Here is a 16671-nt window from a genome sequence, read left to right on the forward strand (position 1 = left end):
CTTGAAACCCTGGCCCGCGTCACTGACATTCCCACCGTCAGGCTGCCCGCCGTGGCTGCCTGATCAGTCTCGGACCTCTCCGAGGGTCGGCGCTATTACACCATGCGTTGGGACACGATCAGGCGCTTTGGGGTTGGGGTTGATATGGATTCGGGGTGAAGCCCGACCTACGGGTGGTGTGTGTGGACGCGGAGGCCCCGGATCGGGTCCGGGGCGGGTATTCTTGGGGCGCCCTCACACCCCCATATGCCGCACCCGTGCGCCCCACTCGATGGCGGCGGCGTGGAGGCGGTCGATCTTCAGCTCTTCGCGGACCTCTTCCAGCATGCGGAGCTCGACCTGGGAGTGCCTGCCGTCCGCGGTGACCACGTCGCAGGCCAGCGCATAGGCGGTCTCGTAGAGGCGCTCGGGCAGGGCCTCGCGGATCAGGCCGAAGAGGGCGGCGAGGCCGTCTTCCTCCTCGAAGAGGTCGAAGACGATCCGGGTGACGCGGCGGATGCGGTCGGGGTCGTAATCCGCGAAGGCGGGCATGTGGTTGACCATGCGGTTGATCGCCACCAGCTCGGCCGTGCGGACGTTCTCGTCGGCGGCGGAGCAGGCGACCATGACGGCGACAAGCGCGTCCTGCGGGGACATGGCGGATTCGGGCATCGGCGTTCCTTCAAGCGTTTTAAGGCAGATTATTGACGGGGGGGCGGGGGGGCAATAGAGGACGGGCGGTCGGGGGTGGGCCCCGTTTCAGGAGAGATGCGATGAGTGCGTTGCGCGATGCGGCGATGAATTCGAAGGCCTGGCCCTTTGAAGAGGCCCGCGCGGTCCTGAAACGCTATGAGAAGGCGCCGCCGAAGAAGGGCTATGTGCTGTTCGAGACGGGCTATGGGCCGTCGGGGTTGCCTCACATCGGCACGTTCGGGGAAGTGGCGCGGACGACGATGATCCGGCGGGCCTTCGAGATCATCAGCGACATTCCGACTCGGTTGATCTGTTTCTCGGACGACGTGGACGGGATGCGGAAGGTGCCGGAGAACGTGCCCCAGCAGGAGATGCTGCGTCAGCACATGCAGAAGCCGCTGACCTCGGTCCCCGATCCATACGGGGAGTTCGAGAGTTTCGGCCACCACAACAACGCGATGCTGCGGCGGTTCCTGGACACGTTCGGCTTCGAGTATGAGTTCATCTCGGCCACCGAGTTCTACAAGTCTGGGCGGTTTGACGACACGCTGCGGCTGGCGGCGGAGCGGTATGACCGGATCATGGAGATCATGCTGGCGTCCTTGCGGGAGGAGCGGCAGCAGACCTACAGCTGCTTCCTGCCGATCCATCCCGAGACGGGAAGGGTGCTGTATGTGCCGATGAAGGAGGTCAATGCGAAGGACGCGACGATCACCTTCGACGACGAGGAGGGGCGGGAGTGGACGCTGCCCGTCACCGGGGGCCATGTGAAGTTGCAGTGGAAGCCGGATTTCGGGGCGCGCTGGGCGGCGCTTGATGTGGACTTCGAGATGTACGGGAAGGACCACTCGACGAACACGCCGATCTACGACGGGATCTGCGAGGTGCTGGGGGGGCGGAAGCCGAACCATTTCACCTATGAGCTGTTCCTGGACGAAGTGGGGCAGAAGATCTCGAAGTCGAAGGGGAACGGGCTGACGATCGACGAGTGGCTGACCTATGCGGCGACGGAGAGCCTGTCCTACTTCATGTATCAGAAGCCCAAGACGGCCAAGCGGCTGTGGTGGGACGTGATCCCGAAGGCGGTGGACGAGTATCACCAGCAGCTGAAGGCCTTCCCGGAGCAGCCGATCGAGCAGCAGGTGAACAATCCGGTCTGGCACATCCACAACGGCAAGCCGCCGGAAAGCCGGATGGTGGTGAGCTTTGCGATGCTCTTGAACCTGGCCTCGGTCGCGGCGGCGAAGGATGCGGCGGGGCTCTGGAAGTTCATCCGGCGCTATGCTCCGGAGGCGTCGCCGGAGAAAAACCCGGACCTCGATGCGGCGGCGGGCTATGCGGTGCGGTATTTCGCGGACAAGATCGCGCCGACACGGGTGTTCCGGTTGCCGACCGACAGGGAGCGGGCGGCGATGGAGGACCTGTTGGCGCGTCTGAAGGCCTGGGACGGGGGGCTGGACGACGAGGCCTTGCAGTCCATGGTCTTTGCGGTGGGCAAGGAGCACGGGTTCGAGCCGTTGCGCGACTGGTTCAAGGCGCTTTACGAGGTGCTGCTCGGCGCAAGCGAAGGGCCGCGGTTCGGCGGCTTCATCGCGCTTTACGGCGTCGAGGAGACGGTGGCGCTGATCAGCCGTGCGCTGAAGGGCGAACTCGTCGGCTGAGCCCGGCGCAAGGGGCGGCGGTCAGGCCGCGCGCTGCCAGAGTTTCAGCCAGCGGATCCAGGTGTCGGCCATGGCCTCGGGATCGTCGGCGAGGAGCCGGTCGCTGGCCGGGAAGGCGCGCGACAGGATGCTGGTCCGGGCGTCTTCGATCCGCGTGGCGAGCAGCGCGCGGGCGACATCCGGCAGGACATCGCCGGACACGGTCTGAAGATAAAGGGCGAGGACGGCGAGGTCGTTGTGCTGGCCCAGCGTCTCGCCCAGCTGGTCGGCCTCGGCGACAAGGACGCGGAAGAGGTCGGGCCAGACCGGAGCGAAGAGGCGGCTCTGATACCATAGGTCCTTCACCCGCTTGCGCCAGTCATGCACCCGTTCGGGGTGGTCGGGCGCGGCGCGGGCGGCCTCGGCGGCGGCCTGCGCCCGGCGGCGGGCGGTGGCGAGGCCCCGGGCAAGGACGCGGACCGGTTTGCCCTCGAGGCGCCAGTCGGCCATCCGGTCGCGCAGGTCGGAAAGCGTCGCGGCAAGCTCTGCCGTGGGCGCCTCGTCCGGCGCCAGGCTGTCCGACAGGAGCTGCGCACGCAGGGGGGCAAGCGTCTCGGGCAGGTCCGGGAAGAGGCGGTCGAAGGTCGCCAGCCGAACTGCCGCATCGCGCCGGGCCGAAAGCGCGGCGGCGACCTCGCGCAGCGCGGCATTGGCGGCGGGCCGGTCCGGCAGCCCCGCGCGATAGAGCCGCAGAAGCGCCCGTGTCTTCTTCAGGTTCTTGCGGATGCCGTGCACGGCTTCGGGGTCGGAGACCGACCGGAGACGTTTCAGCGCCGAGGACAGCTCTTCGTCGAGGATCCGGCGCAGGCTGGTCTCGGGCCCGTCATCGTCGCGGTGGAAGGCATAGGGCATGGCGGATTCCGACAGGTGAATTGCGGCAGATGTGCGCCATGCGCGGCCGCGATGCAAGCGCGGCCCGGTGGCTGACCTTGGCGGGCGCTTCTGGCGCGCTACCTCCCCCTGGAACTGACGGGAGCCCCCTGCGATGCGCACGCCCTTCCTTGCCCCGACCCTTGCCCTGGCGGTCTTCCTGCTGCCGGTTCTGCCCGTCGCGGCGCAGGAGGGGCCGATCCGCGACACGATCCTGCGCCAGATCGAGGCCTTCCGGGCCGACGATTTCGCCCGCGCCTTCACCTATGCCAGCCCGACGATCAAGCGGCTGTTCGGCACGCCCGAGAACTTCGGCGCGATGGTAAGGAACGGCTACCCGATGGTGCACCGCCCCGCGCAGGTCGAGATGGGCGAGCTGCGCGAGATCGCCGGGAACCTCTGGCAGCGGGTGCGGATCGTCGATCAGGCGGGCCGCGCCTGGGCCCTGGACTACATGATGGTCGAGACGCCCGAGGGCTGGCAGATCAATGCCGTCCAGATCCTGCCGGCGCCGGACGTGGGCGTCTGACCGACCTCTCGACCCTCTGTCCGTTGCGCCGGGGCCGCCCGCTGCGCGCGGCGGTCTGAGATAGACTTAAGCCTTCCTTGCTACCTCGTCGTGCCCAAGGCGGCGCGGTCTCTGCGCCCCCTGGAGTGGCGCGAAGCGAGGCGAGGGAATTTCAGATGAACAAGGCAATCACCGACGGGCTGGTCCTGATGCCGCCGCCGTTTTCGGCAGGCCTCAACCTCTGGTCGCGCGAGGACGGGACGCCCGGATCGGGCTCCTACCAGGGCCAGCCGAACGCGGCGCTGGTGACGAACGACCAGGATTTCGGGTCCTGTCTGGAATTGCAGAAGACCGAGGCCACGCAGAAGCTGCGCAGTTTCGCGCAGACGCCGATCCAGCCGGGGCTGTATCTGCGGGTCACGGCGCGGGTGAAGGCGGTGTCGGGCAACCTGCCCTCGGTTCGGATCGCAGCCTGGGCGGGCGACGTGAGCGGGCAGAACGTCGCCGGCGTGCCGCAGACCGGGCCTGCGGTGGCGTTGACCGCCTATGGCCAGGTGGTGACGGTGAGCGCGATCATCTCGCCGGCCAGCCGCACGGGGGTGGACCTGCCCTGGTCGCTGCAGACGGTCTATGCCCATGTCGGGCTGGACCTGACCGGCGCGAATGGCGGGGTGGTGCGGATCGACGACATCGAGGTCGAGGATGTGACCAACATCTTCATCCGCAAGCTTATGGACTGGGTCGATGTGCGCGACTTCGGCGCGCTGGGCGACGGGACGACGAACGATGCCCCGGCCTTCCTCGCCGCCGATGCCGCGGCGCAGGGGCGCGAGATCCTGGTGCCGTCGGGCGTGTTCCGGCTGAACAGCGACGTGACGATCAACAGCCGCATCCGGTTCGAGGGCACGCTGTCGATGCCGGCGAACCGCAAGCTGACGCTGACGCGGAACTACGATCTGAACACATATCAGCAGGCCTTCGGGACCGAGTTGGAGGGGTTCCGCCGCGCATTGCAGGCGCTGTTCTACTTTACCGACTATGTCACGCTGGACTTGTCGGGCCGTCGGGTGGAGCTGACCGAACCGATCAACGTGGCCGCGCTGGCCGGGCTGACCAGTTTCACCAGTCGGCGCGGCATCCGCAACGGGTCGCTGAACGCCATCGCCGGGCCGGGCTGGGCGACCGATGAGGTGACATCCGTCGCCACCTATTCCGCTGCAACCAACACGGTGCTGACCGGTGTGGCGAACGTGGCCAACATCCCGATCGGTGCGCTGGTCCTCGGCACGGGCGTCGGGCGCGAGGTTTATGTCACGGCAAAGAACATCGGTGCGGGCACGGTGACGATCAGCCAGCCGCTGTATGGCGCTGTCGGCACGCGGACCTATACCTTCCGGCGGTTCAAGTACATGCTGGACTTTTCGGGCTTTGACCTGATGTCGCGCTTTGAACTTGAGGATGTCGAGTTCAACTGCCTCGGCATTGCCTCGGGCGTGATGCTGCCGCTGTCGGGGTCCACCCAACGCTTCATGTCCTGCACATTCAACCGGCCGCTGGACCGCGGGATCAGCTCGGCCGGGACGGGCTGTCAGGGCATGTTCGTGGACATGTGCCAGTTCCTTTCGAACGAGCAGTCGGTTCCGGCAGGGGACCGGACCACGATCGCGATGAACGTGCAGGCCAACGATACCAAGCTGCGCAACAACCGGATCGTGCGCTTTGCCCATTTTGCGGTGATGAACGGCACCGGCCACCTGATCCACGCCAACCACTTCTTCCAGGGCGACAACGAGACGGCGGGGGTGCGCCGGGCGGGGCTGGTGTTCACCCAGACCAACGTCTCGACCGTGGTGACGGGCAACTACATCGACAACTGTTTCATCGAATGGGGCAACGAGCACGACTCGGCGCCCGAGGAGAATGGCGAGTTCTCGTTCGGCGGGCTGAACATCGTCGGCAACGTGTTCATCTCGTCCTCGACCTCGACGGCCTTCCGCTGGATCGTCATCAAGCCCTACGGGCCGGGGCACTTCCTGTCGGGCTTTACCCTGTCGGCGAACAGCTTCCGCAGTTTCGGCGTGGCGATCGACCGGGTGGAGATGGTGGATACCAGCTTTGCCACGCTGGACTTCACCCGGTCGCGCAACGTCCGGGTCGAGGGGAACAGCTTCAACAACGTGACCCAGTGGATCATCAACCCGGTGCAGGTGACGCATACCCAGAACACCGCGGCCGAGACCTGGAACGTCAGCGCGGGCGGCTTCGTGCCCTTCGGCGGGCGCATCAGGCAGGTGCAGGCGGTGGCACCGGAAGGCCTTGTCACCAACAGCTCGAACGCCCCGCGCTATGTCTTTCCCTATGCGGTGCCGGGCACCGGCGCGGGCGGCAACGAGGCGCAGGTGCGCTGGGGCGAGGCGGTGAAGGGCAAGGCGCTGGTCACGATGCGGATGGACGTTCCGGCCTGAGCCGTCCGGCAGGACATCCGGGGCAGAGCGCGGGCGGTCCTTTGGGGCCGCCCGTTTTCACAGGTCGCCTGGCGCGACGTGGAAGGCGCGGGCGAAACCGCCGTTCAACAGTGCCGAGTGGGGAGTCAGGCGGACGAAGGCGAAGTCCGGCAGGTCGATGTAGATCCGCGCCTTGGGGTTCCGTTCCAGCCAGCGGTCGCGCAGGGCAGGGCGGCCGGGGTCGCTCGGGGCGACGAAGGCCGCCCGCGCCCGGATCATCAGCCTGGGATGCGTCAGCGGATCGCCCCTGTCCCCGACTTCCCCCAGCATCAGCGCGCAGTCGGGCCGGTCGCGCAGCGCGCGGAAATGCGGCGCAAGACCCGAGACCAGCGTCAGCATCCCCGCCTCGGGGTCGCGGGCAAAGGCGATGCGGCTGATCCCCGGCGTGCCGGTGTCCGGGTCGGTCCAGGCCAGGGCGGCATGGTCGAGCGACATCAGCCGTCGCGCAAGAGCGAGGGCTTCGGCATCGGCAACCTGGACAGGGTCGCGGCGGGGAAGGTCAGACGGCATTGCGGCAATCGCGGCAGTTGACAGTGGTCGGGTCAACGAGTCATGTGGCGCAATTCGGACAGACATGCCAGCAATTACTGGCCTTTCCCAAGCTGGACGCAATCATGGCATACACTTCGCGCGGTCGCAACGACTGGACCGAGTTCCATCCCAAGCTGCTGACATTGTGGAAGGAGGGCTACGGCCTTGCCGACCTGAAGGCCGATGCGCTTGCCGGCCTGACGGTGGCAATCGTGGCCTTGCCGCTTTCGATGGCCATCGCCATCGCCAGCGGCGTCGGGCCGGAGCGCGGCCTGTTCACTGCGATCGTCGGCGGCTTTCTGGTCAGCGCGCTGGGTGGATCGCGCTATCAGGTCGGCGGGCCGGCCGGGGCCTTCATCGTCCTCGTTTCGGCTTGTGTCATGGCAATCGGGGTCGAGGGACTGATCCTCGCCACCATCCTGTCCGGGCTGATCCTGATCGCGGCGGGGCTTTTGCGGCTGGGCACCTACATCCGCTATATCCCCTATCCGGTGACGGTGGGCTTTACCGCCGGGATCGCGGTCATCATCTTCGCCAGCCAGTTGCGCGAGATGTTCGGCCTGACCCTGCCGGGGGCCGAGCCCGGCGAGATCATCGCCAAGGTCGAGGCGCTGTGGGCTGCGCGCGGCACCGTCACCTGGGCGGCGGTCGTGGTCGCGGGGCTGACCGCAGCCGTGATCCTGGGGCTGCGCAAGCTGCGCCCGCACTGGCCGGGCATGCTGATCGCGGTGGTGGTGGCCTCGGCGGTGGTGGCGCTGTTCGGCCTGCCGGTCGAGACGATCGGCACCCGGTTCGGCGCGCTGCCGCAGCTGTTGCCGGCGCCGGCGCTGCCCGAGATTTCCTGGCCTGCGGTGCAGGCGGCCCTGCCCTGGGCAGGCAGTTTCGCGCTGCTGGGGGCCATCGAGTCGCTTCTGTCCGCCGTCGTCGCCGACGGGATGTCGGGCGCGCGGCACCGGTCCAACGCAGAGCTTGTGGCGCAGGGGTTCGCCAACATCGGCTCGGGCCTGTTCGGGGGCTTCTGTGTCACCGGCACCATCGCGCGCACCGCGACCAACGTGCGCGCGGGCAGCCGTGGGCCGGTCTCGGGCATGCTGCATGCCGTGTTCCTGCTGGTCTTCCTGGTCGTCGCCGCGCCGCTCGCAGCCTACATCCCGCTGGCCGCGCTGGCCGGCGTCCTGGCCGTCGTCGCCTGGGGCATGGCCGAACGGCACGAGTTCGCCGCCCTGCTGAAATCGTCGCGCGGGGACGCGATGGTGGTCAGCGTGACCTTCCTGCTGGTCGTGTTCCGCGACCTGACCGAGGGGATCATCGTCGGCTTCGCGCTGGCGGGCCTGGTGTTCATCAAGCGCATGTCCGACACCACCGGGATGCGCCCGCGCGAAGAAGCGCCGGAGACGCCCCGCGCCAACCGGGTAGTCTATCATCTGGAGGGCCCCTACTTCTTCGGGGCCGCCGCGCAGCTGGGCGGCGTGCTGGACCGGATCGCCGAAACGCCGCGCGCGCTGGTGCTGGACATGTCGGGCGTGCCGATGATCGACAGTTCCGGCGCTCGGGGATTCCATTCTCTGGCCGCCCGCGCCCGGCGTCGCGGCGGGCAGCTTTACCTTGTCGGCCTGCGCGACAGGCTCCGGCGGCAGTTGCAGGCCCAGGGCCTGGACGAGCCCGAGGTGCGCTTCCTGCCCGACCTCGCGGCGGTCGATGCCGCACTGGATGGCGCGCAACCGGGCGGCGAATCACGCTGATCCCCCTCAGTCTCGGCTCCGCAGCCGCCCCGGTCCCGCCGGAACCGCGCCGCTCACGCCAGCGTGAGCGGTAACGGCCCGCGAAAACAAGGGCCTGGCTGCCACAATTTTCACACATTTTCAGAATTGACGACAATTCAGTCAAGAAATTGACAGAAAAATCCCGTGAAAATAGCGGGTTACAAAAAACTTTACGAAGTGCTAAAGTGACGTTGGGAAAGAGGGTTCCTGGCCGGTACCTGATATTGTCGAGGGGCATCATCGCAACCCCTCGGGAGGAGAAGAGAATGAGCGAAGCTGCCAAATCCGTTTACCCGCCCTCCGCCGATTTTGCCGCCAAGGCGCATGTCGATGCGGAAGCCTATGCCCGGCGCTATGCCGCGTCGGTCACGGACCCCGAAGCCTTCTGGGGGGCAGAGGGCCAGCGGATCGACTGGATCCAGCCCTACACCCGGGTCAAGAACACCTCCTTCGCTCCGGGCAACGTCTCGATCAAGTGGTTCGAGGACGGTCATCTCAACGTCAGTGCCAACTGCATCGACCGACATATGCTGACCCGCTCCGAGCAGACCGCGATCATCTGGGAGCCGGACGATCCGAAGACCCCGGCGAAACACATCACCTATCGCGAACTGCTGGAGCAGACCTGCCGGCTGGCCAACGTGCTGAAGGCGCATGGGGTGACCAAGGGCGACCGGGTGGTGCTGTACATGCCGATGATCCCCGAGGCGGCCTATGCCATGCTGGCCTGCACCCGGATCGGGGCGATCCATTCGGTGGTCTTCGGCGGCTTCTCGCCCGATGCGCTGGCCAACCGGATCAACGACTGCGACGCCAAGGTCGTCATCACCGCCGACTGGGCGCCGCGCGGCGGCCGCAAGACCGGGCTGAAGGACAACACCGACAAGGCGCTTCTGCATTGTTCCGACAAGGTGAAGGTGCTGGTGGTCAAGCGCACCGGCGACCAGACCTCGTGGGTCGAGGGGCGCGACTTCGACCTGGGCGCCGAGATGGCCGAGGCCAAGCCCTATTGCCCCTACGTCGAGGTGGGCGCGGAAGACCCGATGTTCATCCTCTACACTTCGGGCTCGACCGGCAAGCCGAAGGGCGTGGTGCATACCACGGGGGGCTACCTCGTCTATGCCTCGATGACGCAGCAGCTGACCTTCGACTACCATGACGGCGACGTGTTCTGGTGCACGGCGGACGTGGGCTGGGTCACGGGGCACAGCTACATAGTCTATGGCCCGCTGGCGAACGGCGCCACCACGCTGATGTTCGAGGGCGTGCCGACCTACCCCGACGCGGGCCGGTTCTGGGAGGTCTGCGCCAAGCACAAGGTCAACCAGTTCTACACCGCGCCGACGGCAATCCGGTCGCTGATGGGCCTTGGGTCGGAATGGGTGGAAAAGCACGACCTGTCGTCGCTGAAGGTGCTGGGCTCGGTCGGCGAGCCGATCAACCCGGAAGCCTGGGCCTGGTACAATACCCATGTCGGCAAGGGGAAACTGCCGATCGTCGATACCTTCTGGCAGACCGAGACCGGCGGCCACATGCTGACGCCGCTGCCCGGCGCGATCCCGACCAAGCCCGGTTCGGCGACGAAACCCTTCTTCGGCGTGCAACCGGTGGTGCTGGATGCCGCGACCGGCAAGGTGCAGGAGGCCACCGAGACCGAGGGCGTCCTGTGCTTTGCCGACAGCTGGCCGGGGCAGATGCGCACGCTCTGGGGCGACCACGCGCGCTTCGAGGAAGCCTATTTCAGCCAGTACAAGGGCTATTACTTCACCGGCGACGGCTGCCGGCGTGATGCCGACGGCTATTACTGGATCACCGGCAGGGTCGATGACGTGATCAACGTCTCGGGCCACCGGATGGGCACGGCCGAGGTCGAGTCGGCGCTGGTCGCGCACGAGGCGGTGGCCGAGGCCGCGGTCGTGGGCTACCCGCACGACATCAAGGGGCAGGGCATCTACGCCTATGTCACGCTGATGAAGGGGATCGAGCCCTCGGAGGCGCTGCGCAAGGAGCTGGAGGCCTGGGTGCGGACCGAGATCGGCCCGATCGCCAAGCCCGACCTGATCCAGTGGGCGCCAGGCCTGCCCAAGACGCGCTCGGGCAAGATCATGCGCCGCATCCTGCGCAAGATCGCCGAGAACGATTTCGGCTCTCTGGGCGACACCTCGACGCTGGCCGATCCGACGGTGGTGGACGACCTGATCGCCAACCGCATGAACCGGGGCTGAGGCGGTGGGACCGGTCATCATCCTTCTCGGCCCCCCCGGCGCGGGCAAGGGCACGCAGGCGCGGATGCTGGAGGAGGACTTCGGTCTGGTCCAGCTGTCCACCGGCGACCTGTTGCGCGCCGCAGTGGCCGCGGGAACCGAAGCGGGCCGGAAGGCCAAGGCGGTGATGGAGGCCGGGCAGCTTGTCAGCGACGACATCGTGCTGGCGATCCTGCGCGACCGCATGGCCCAGCCGGATGTCGCGAGGGGCGTGATCCTCGACGGCTTTCCCCGCACCGCGGCGCAGGCCGCGGCGCTGGACGGGCTTTTGGCCGAGGCGGGGGGGCGGGTGACCGCCGCCATCAGCCTCGAGGTCGAGGACGAGGCGATGGTCGCCCGCGTCGCGGGCCGCTATACCTGCGCCGGCTGCGGCGAGGGCTATCATGACGAGTTCAAGCAGCCCGCCACGGCGGGGACCTGCGACAAATGCGGCGGCACGGCGTTCAAGCGCCGGGCCGACGACAACGCCGAAACGGTGCGGGCCAGGCTTCAGGCCTACCACGCCGAGACGGCACCGCTGATCGCGCATTACGACCGTCTGTCCGTTCTGGAACGGGTGCCGGCGATGGGATCCATCGAGGGTATCCGCGCCAGTCTGGCCGACATCGTGGGGCGCGTCTCAGCCTGACGGGAGGGGACGCTTCCCCGGATCCCCCGGGGGGCGGAAACACAAAGGGAGAGTACTCATGGCAGACAGAACTTCTGCCAACGCCTATTGGGCAGCGAACGTCCGGATCATCCTGATTTCTCTGGCGGTCTGGTTCGCATGCTCCTTCGGGCTTGGCATCCTGCTTCGGCCTGCGCTGAAGGGCATCATGGTCGGCGGCGCCGATCTGGGCTTTTGGTTCGCGCAGAATGGTTCGATCTACGTCTTCATCATTCTGATCTTCGTCTACGCCAGGATGATGGGCAAGGTCGACCGCGATCACGGCGTGGAAGAGTAAGGGGACAGGGACAGATGGATCAGTTTACCCTCAACCTGATCGTGGTTGGCATCACCTTTGCCATCTACATCGGGATCGCGATCTGGGCCCGGGCGGGTTCGACGGCGGAATTCTATGCAGCCGGTCAGGGTGTGAACCCGATCATGAACGGCATGGCGACGGGCGCGGACTGGATGTCGGCGGCCTCGTTCATCTCGATGGCTGGCATCATCGCGCTGGCCCCGGTCGGCGGCTATACGCAGTCGGCCTTCCTGATGGGCTGGACCGGTGGCTATGTGCTTCTGGCGATGCTGCTTGCGCCCTACCTGCGCAAGTTCGGCAAGTTCACCGTGCCGGAATTCGTCGGCGACCGTTTCTATTCCAAGACGGCGCGACTGGTGGCGGTGCTGTGCCTGATCGTGATCTCGGTGACTTACGTTATCGGCCAGATGCGCGGAGTCGGCGTGACCTTCTCGCGCTTCCTGGAAGTCTCGACCGACATGGGGCTTTACATCGGCGCCGCCGTGGTGTTCGCCTATGCCGTGCTTGGCGGCATGAAGGGCATCACCTACACGCAGGTTGCCCAGTACATCGTGCTGATCATCGCCTACACGATCCCGGCGATCTTCATCTCGCTGTCGCTGACCGGCAATTTCCTGCCGCAGCTTGGCCTGATCGGCGGCTATGCGCCTCAGGGCGGCGAGATTTCGATGCTGGCGAAACTGGACCAGGTGGTCACGGAACTGGGCTTCACCGCCTATACCGCCGACACGACGAACATGTTCAACATGTTCCTCTTCACCATGGCCCTGATGATCGGGACCGCGGGTCTGCCGCACGTCATCGTGCGCTTCTTCACCGTGCCGAAAGTGGCTGACGCGCGTTCGTCCGCCGGCTGGGCGCTGGTGTTCATCGCGCTGCTCTACACGGTCGCCCCGGCGGTCGGCGCGATGGCCCGTCTGAACCTGACCACCACCTTCTGGCCCGGTGCCAAGGAAGGTTCGGCGCTTTCGGCCCCGGCCCTGTCGCTGGCCGACATCGACAGCAAGCCGGAACTGAGCTGGATCAACACCTGGAAGGCGACCGGCCTGCTGGAATTCAGCGACAAGAACGGCGACGGGCTGATCCAGTACTTCAACGAGCCGAAGGCCGTGGCGGAGGCCAACAAGAAGCTGGCCGAGGCCACCAAGGCCCTGAAGGACGCGGCCGCGGATGCCGACAAGGCCCCGCTGGAGGCCGCCGTTGCCGAAGCCACCACGGCGCGTGACGCCGCGCTGGCCGAAGCGAAGCTGGGAGACAAGACCCTGGCCGAGCTTGGCTTTGTCGGGAACGAAGTCACCAAGGTCGACAACGACATCATGGTGCTGGCGAACCCGGAAATCGCGGCTCTGCCGGGCTGGGTCGTGGCGCTGGTCGCCGCAGGCGGTCTTGCCGCCGCGCTGTCCACCGCTGCGGGCCTGCTGCTGGCCATTTCCTCGGCCGTCAGCCACGACCTGATCAAGGGTGCCCTGAACCCCAACATCAGCGAGAAGGGCGAACTTCTGGCCGCCCGGATCTCGATGGCCTTTGCCATCGCCCTGGCCACCTGGCTGGGCCTCAACCCGCCCGGCTTTGCCGCGCAGGTGGTGGCGCTGGCCTTCGGTCTGGCGGCTGCCACGATCTTCCCGGTGCTGATGATGGGCATCTTCTCGAAGCGCGTGAACACCGCCGGTGCGGTGACGGGCATGCTTGCCGGTCTGATCTTCACCTCGGTCTACATCTTCCTCTACCTGGGCTGGTTCTTCATCCCCGGCACGAACGTGTATCCGAACACGCCCGACCAGCACTTCTTCGGCATCTCGCCGCTGTCGATCGGGACCATCGGTGCGGTGGTGAACTTCGTCGTCGCCTATGCGGTGTCGATGGCCACCAAGGCCCCGCCGCAGCATGTGGTGGACCTGGTGGAATCGATCCGCGTGCCGAAAGGCGCCGGCAAGGCCGTGGCCCACTAAGCCCTCTGCGCCTCCGGGGAGACCCGGGGGCGCGTCCCTTCAACCGGGCACAGGATCATGGATCAGGACACGAGCCCGCTTCTGGCATTCCTGGAGACGGTCCACCCCTACGACAGCCTGCCGCGGGACGAGATGGCGCGGGTCGCCGCCTCCTTCAGCCGCAGGCATTACGACCACGGCGCGGTGATCTATGCCGCGGGCGAGCCGATGACCGGGATCTTCCTGATCCTGCAAGGGTCGGTCGAGGTGCTGGAGCCTTCGGGCGGTCTGGTGTCTTTGCTGGGTCCCCGCAACAGTTTCGGCGAACGCGGATTGATGCGCGACGGGATGGCTGTGACGACGGCGCGGGCCAGCGAGGGCGCCGAAATCCTGATGCTGCCCGAGGCCGAGTTCCGCCGCCTGATCGCGACCTATCCCGCCTTCGAGCGGTTCTTCCACCGTGGCCGCCAGCACGAGGCCCGCGAGGCCGACATCTCGACCCGCAAGGTCGGAGACCTGATCGCCCGCGCGCCGATCGCGGTGCCGCCGGACATCTCGATCCGGGCGGCCGCGGCGAAGATGCGCGAGGCGCATATCTCCTGTCTTGCGATCACCGAGGGCGAGCGGCTGGTGGGCATCGTCACCGCACGGGATTTCGTGAACAAGGTCCTGGCGCAGGGATTGGATCCCGAAGCGCCGGTCCGCAGCGTGATGGCCGCGGACCCGATGGTCCTTACGCCAGAGTCCCTGGGATCGGACGTGCTGAACCGGATGCTGGAGCATCGGATCGGGCATCTGCCGGTGGTGGATGACGGCAAGCTGGTCGGGATGATAACCCAGACCGACCTCGTGCGGTTCCAGGCGGTCAGCTCGGCCCTTCTGGTGCGCGATGCGGCGACGGCGCAGACGGTCGCCGAACTGGCCGAGACCACCGCGCGCATCCCGCGGCTTCTGGTTCAGCTGGTGGGTGGGGGCAGCGCGCACGAGGTGGTGACGCGGCTGATCACCGATATCGCCGACACGGTGACGCGGCGGCTTCTGGCCATGGCCGAGGCGGACCTCGGGCCGGCCCCGGTGCCCTACCTGTGGCTCGCCTGCGGCAGCCAGGGGCGGCAGGAGCAGACGGGCGTCAGCGATCAGGACAACTGCCTGATGATCGACGACGCCGCGACCGATGCCGACATGGGCTATTTCGCCAGGCTGGCGAAGATCGTCTCGGACGGGCTGAACGCCTGCGGCTATGTCTATTGCCCGGGCGACATGATGGCCACCAACCCGCAATGGTGCCAGCGGATGTCCGTCTGGCGCGGCTATTTCCGCAAGTGGGTGACGACCCCGGACCCGATGTCGCAGATGCTGGCGTCCGTGATGTTCGACCTGCGCCCCATCGGCGGGACGGCAAGCCTTTACAGCGACTTGCAGGCCGAGGTGCTGGAGATGGCCGCGAAGAACTCGATCTTCGTGGCGCACATGATTTCCAACAGCCTGAAGCACAACCCGCCGCTGGGCCTGTTGCGCGGCTTCGCCACGATCCGGTCGGGGGAATACAAGAACCACATCGACCTAAAGCACAACGGCGTGGTGCCGGTGGTCGATCTGGGGCGCGTCTATTCGCTGATCGGGCAGCAGGGCGTGGTGAACACCCGCGCCCGGCTGGAGGCGGCGGTGGAGGCCGGGGTGATCTCGGACAGCGGCGGGCGCGACCTGATCGAGGCCTACGACCTGATCGCGCAGACCCGGCTGGAGCATCAGGCGCGGCGGGTGAAGGGGGGCGAGAAGCCCGACAATTTCATCGCGCCGTCGGAGCTGTCGGATTTCGAACGCAGCCACCTGCGCGACGCCTTCGTGGTGGTGCGCACCATGCAATCCGCCGTGGGCCAGGCCCGCGGCGCAAGGAGTTGACGCGATGGCCCTGGAACTGATCGGAGCCCTGATGGCCTCTGCCGCCCTCGGCCTTCTGGCCTGGGCGCTGCGCCGCTGGCGGCCGGGCCTGCCGCGCTGGCTGGTCCCGCTTGCCGCTGCCGTCGGCCTGATCGGCACGACCCTCGTGCTGGAATACACCTGGTATGGCCGCGTCGTGGCCGAACTGCCGCCGGGGATCGAGGTGGTCCGCTTCGAGGAAGAGGCGATGCCCTTGCGGCCCTGGACCTATCTGAAACCGATCACGATGCGGTTCTGGGCCATCGACCAGCGCAAGCGGATGATCCATCCGCAGATGGGCAGCCTGCGCATCGTCCCGGTCCTGAAATTCGCCCGCTGGCGGCCGGTGGAGGACGGGCTGATCGCGGTCGATTGCGCGGGCGGGCGGCAGGTGCCGGTCGTCGAGGGCGTGAAGATTTCCGAGAGGGGAGAGTTGACGGGGGCCGACTGGCAGCCGGCCCCCGCGGGCGACCTTTTGCAGGCCGCCGCGTGCAGGGAGGGGTAGGGCATGGACCGGAAGCCGCGCATCCTTGTGGTGGAGGACGAGGACAACATCGCCGTGGCGCTTGATTACCTGATGACGCGCGAGGGCTATGACCACGACCGCGTCGCCTCGGGCGCGGATGCCCTGCCGAGGATCCGCGACACCCACCCCGACCTGGTGCTTCTTGACGTGATGCTGCCCGAGGTCTCGGGCTACGAGATCTGCGAAGGGATCCGCACCGATCCCAGCCTTGCGGATGTGAAGGTCCTGATGATGACCGCGCGCGGATCGGCCATCGAGCGGCGGAAGGGCCTCGCGCTCGGGGCCGACGGGTTCATCTCCAAGCCCTTCGAGTTGAAGGACCTGAGGGACGAGGTGCGGCGGCTTCTGGCCGGGGCGGGCTGAGGCGATGACCGGGGCGCGGCAGGGGCGTGCGGCGCTTCCCTCCCCGCATTGTGGGGGAGAGAGGGGGGGCTGGCCGCCCGGCCACCGGGCTCTCCACCCCGGCTTGGGCGCACCCCACCCCGGCATGGGCGCCCCCCACCCCCAGCCCCTCCCCACA

General features: G+C 67.1%; 14 protein-coding genes. 11 read left to right on the forward strand and 3 right to left on the reverse strand.

From position 1 onward, the window contains the following. Positions 1-234: 234 nt before the first annotated feature. Positions 235-651: a tellurite resistance TerB family protein gene (locus ACK4IU_RS09175; RefSeq protein ID WP_409734062.1), complete on the reverse strand. Its 417-nt coding sequence runs from the start codon at positions 649-651 to the stop codon at positions 235-237. Positions 652-752: 101 nt separating this feature from the next. Here ACK4IU_RS09175 and ACK4IU_RS09180 point away from each other — a divergent pair, with 101 nt between their 5' ends. After that, positions 753-2333, forward strand: coding sequence for a lysine--tRNA ligase (locus tag ACK4IU_RS09180; RefSeq protein WP_409734065.1), 1581 nt, complete (start codon positions 753-755; stop codon positions 2331-2333). 21 nt (positions 2334-2354) lie between these two features. Here ACK4IU_RS09180 and ACK4IU_RS09185 read toward each other — a convergent pair whose 3' ends face one another. Then, complete coding sequence (locus ACK4IU_RS09185; protein WP_409734068.1) at positions 2355-3224, reverse strand: CHAD domain-containing protein; 870 nt, start codon at positions 3222-3224, stop codon at positions 2355-2357. 133 nt (positions 3225-3357) lie between these two features. Here ACK4IU_RS09185 and ACK4IU_RS09190 point away from each other — a divergent pair, with 133 nt between their 5' ends. Continuing rightward, positions 3358-3771: a DUF4864 domain-containing protein gene (locus ACK4IU_RS09190; protein ID WP_409734071.1), complete on the forward strand. Its 414-nt coding sequence runs from the start codon at positions 3358-3360 to the stop codon at positions 3769-3771. A gap of 155 nt (positions 3772-3926) precedes the next feature. Then, a complete protein-coding gene (locus tag ACK4IU_RS09195) occupies positions 3927-6215 on the forward strand; it encodes a right-handed parallel beta-helix repeat-containing protein (protein WP_409734074.1) in 2289 nt (762 codons plus the stop codon). 57 nt (positions 6216-6272) lie between these two features. Here the strand turns inward: ACK4IU_RS09195 and ACK4IU_RS09200 are convergent, their stop codons facing one another. Beyond that, complete coding sequence (locus ACK4IU_RS09200) at positions 6273-6764, reverse strand: pyridoxamine 5-phosphate oxidase (RefSeq protein WP_409734077.1); 492 nt, start codon at positions 6762-6764, stop codon at positions 6273-6275. A gap of 104 nt (positions 6765-6868) precedes the next feature. Here ACK4IU_RS09200 and ACK4IU_RS09205 point away from each other — a divergent pair, with 104 nt between their 5' ends. The 8 genes from ACK4IU_RS09205 (at position 6869) to ACK4IU_RS09240 (ending at position 16514) form a co-directional block, all read left to right on the forward strand. After that, entirely contained in the window at positions 6869-8527 is a 1659-nt protein-coding gene (locus tag ACK4IU_RS09205) for a SulP family inorganic anion transporter (RefSeq protein ID WP_409734081.1), read from the forward strand. A 287-nt stretch (positions 8528-8814) separates the two neighbouring features. After that, a complete protein-coding gene (gene acs / locus ACK4IU_RS09210; protein ID WP_409734084.1) occupies positions 8815-10773 on the forward strand; it encodes an acetate--CoA ligase in 1959 nt (652 codons plus the stop codon). 4 nt (positions 10774-10777) lie between these two features. Further along, the gene (locus tag ACK4IU_RS09215) at positions 10778-11440 is read left to right on the forward strand and encodes an adenylate kinase (RefSeq protein ID WP_409734087.1); all 663 of its coding nucleotides are present in this window, start codon (positions 10778-10780) and stop codon (positions 11438-11440) included. A 58-nt stretch (positions 11441-11498) separates the two neighbouring features. Next, on the forward strand, positions 11499-11756 hold the full coding sequence (locus ACK4IU_RS09220; protein WP_409734090.1) for a DUF4212 domain-containing protein: 258 nt from the start codon (positions 11499-11501) through the stop codon (positions 11754-11756). A 14-nt stretch (positions 11757-11770) separates the two neighbouring features. Further along, positions 11771-13726: a sodium:solute symporter family protein gene (locus ACK4IU_RS09225; protein WP_409734093.1), complete on the forward strand. Its 1956-nt coding sequence runs from the start codon at positions 11771-11773 to the stop codon at positions 13724-13726. A gap of 57 nt (positions 13727-13783) precedes the next feature. Further along, the gene (locus ACK4IU_RS09230) at positions 13784-15607 is read left to right on the forward strand and encodes a DUF294 nucleotidyltransferase-like domain-containing protein (RefSeq protein ID WP_409734096.1); all 1824 of its coding nucleotides are present in this window, start codon (positions 13784-13786) and stop codon (positions 15605-15607) included. Positions 15608-15611: 4 nt separating this feature from the next. Next, positions 15612-16130: a hypothetical protein gene (locus ACK4IU_RS09235; RefSeq protein ID WP_409734099.1), complete on the forward strand. Its 519-nt coding sequence runs from the start codon at positions 15612-15614 to the stop codon at positions 16128-16130. Between the two features lie 3 nt (positions 16131-16133). Continuing rightward, complete coding sequence (locus ACK4IU_RS09240; protein ID WP_409734102.1) at positions 16134-16514, forward strand: response regulator transcription factor; 381 nt, start codon at positions 16134-16136, stop codon at positions 16512-16514. The last annotated feature ends 157 nt before the right edge of the window (positions 16515-16671 follow it).

This window comes from Tabrizicola flagellatus (genome assembly GCF_046295235.1).
GTDB classification, from domain to species: Bacteria; Pseudomonadota; Alphaproteobacteria; order Rhodobacterales; family Rhodobacteraceae; genus Tabrizicola; species Tabrizicola flagellata_A.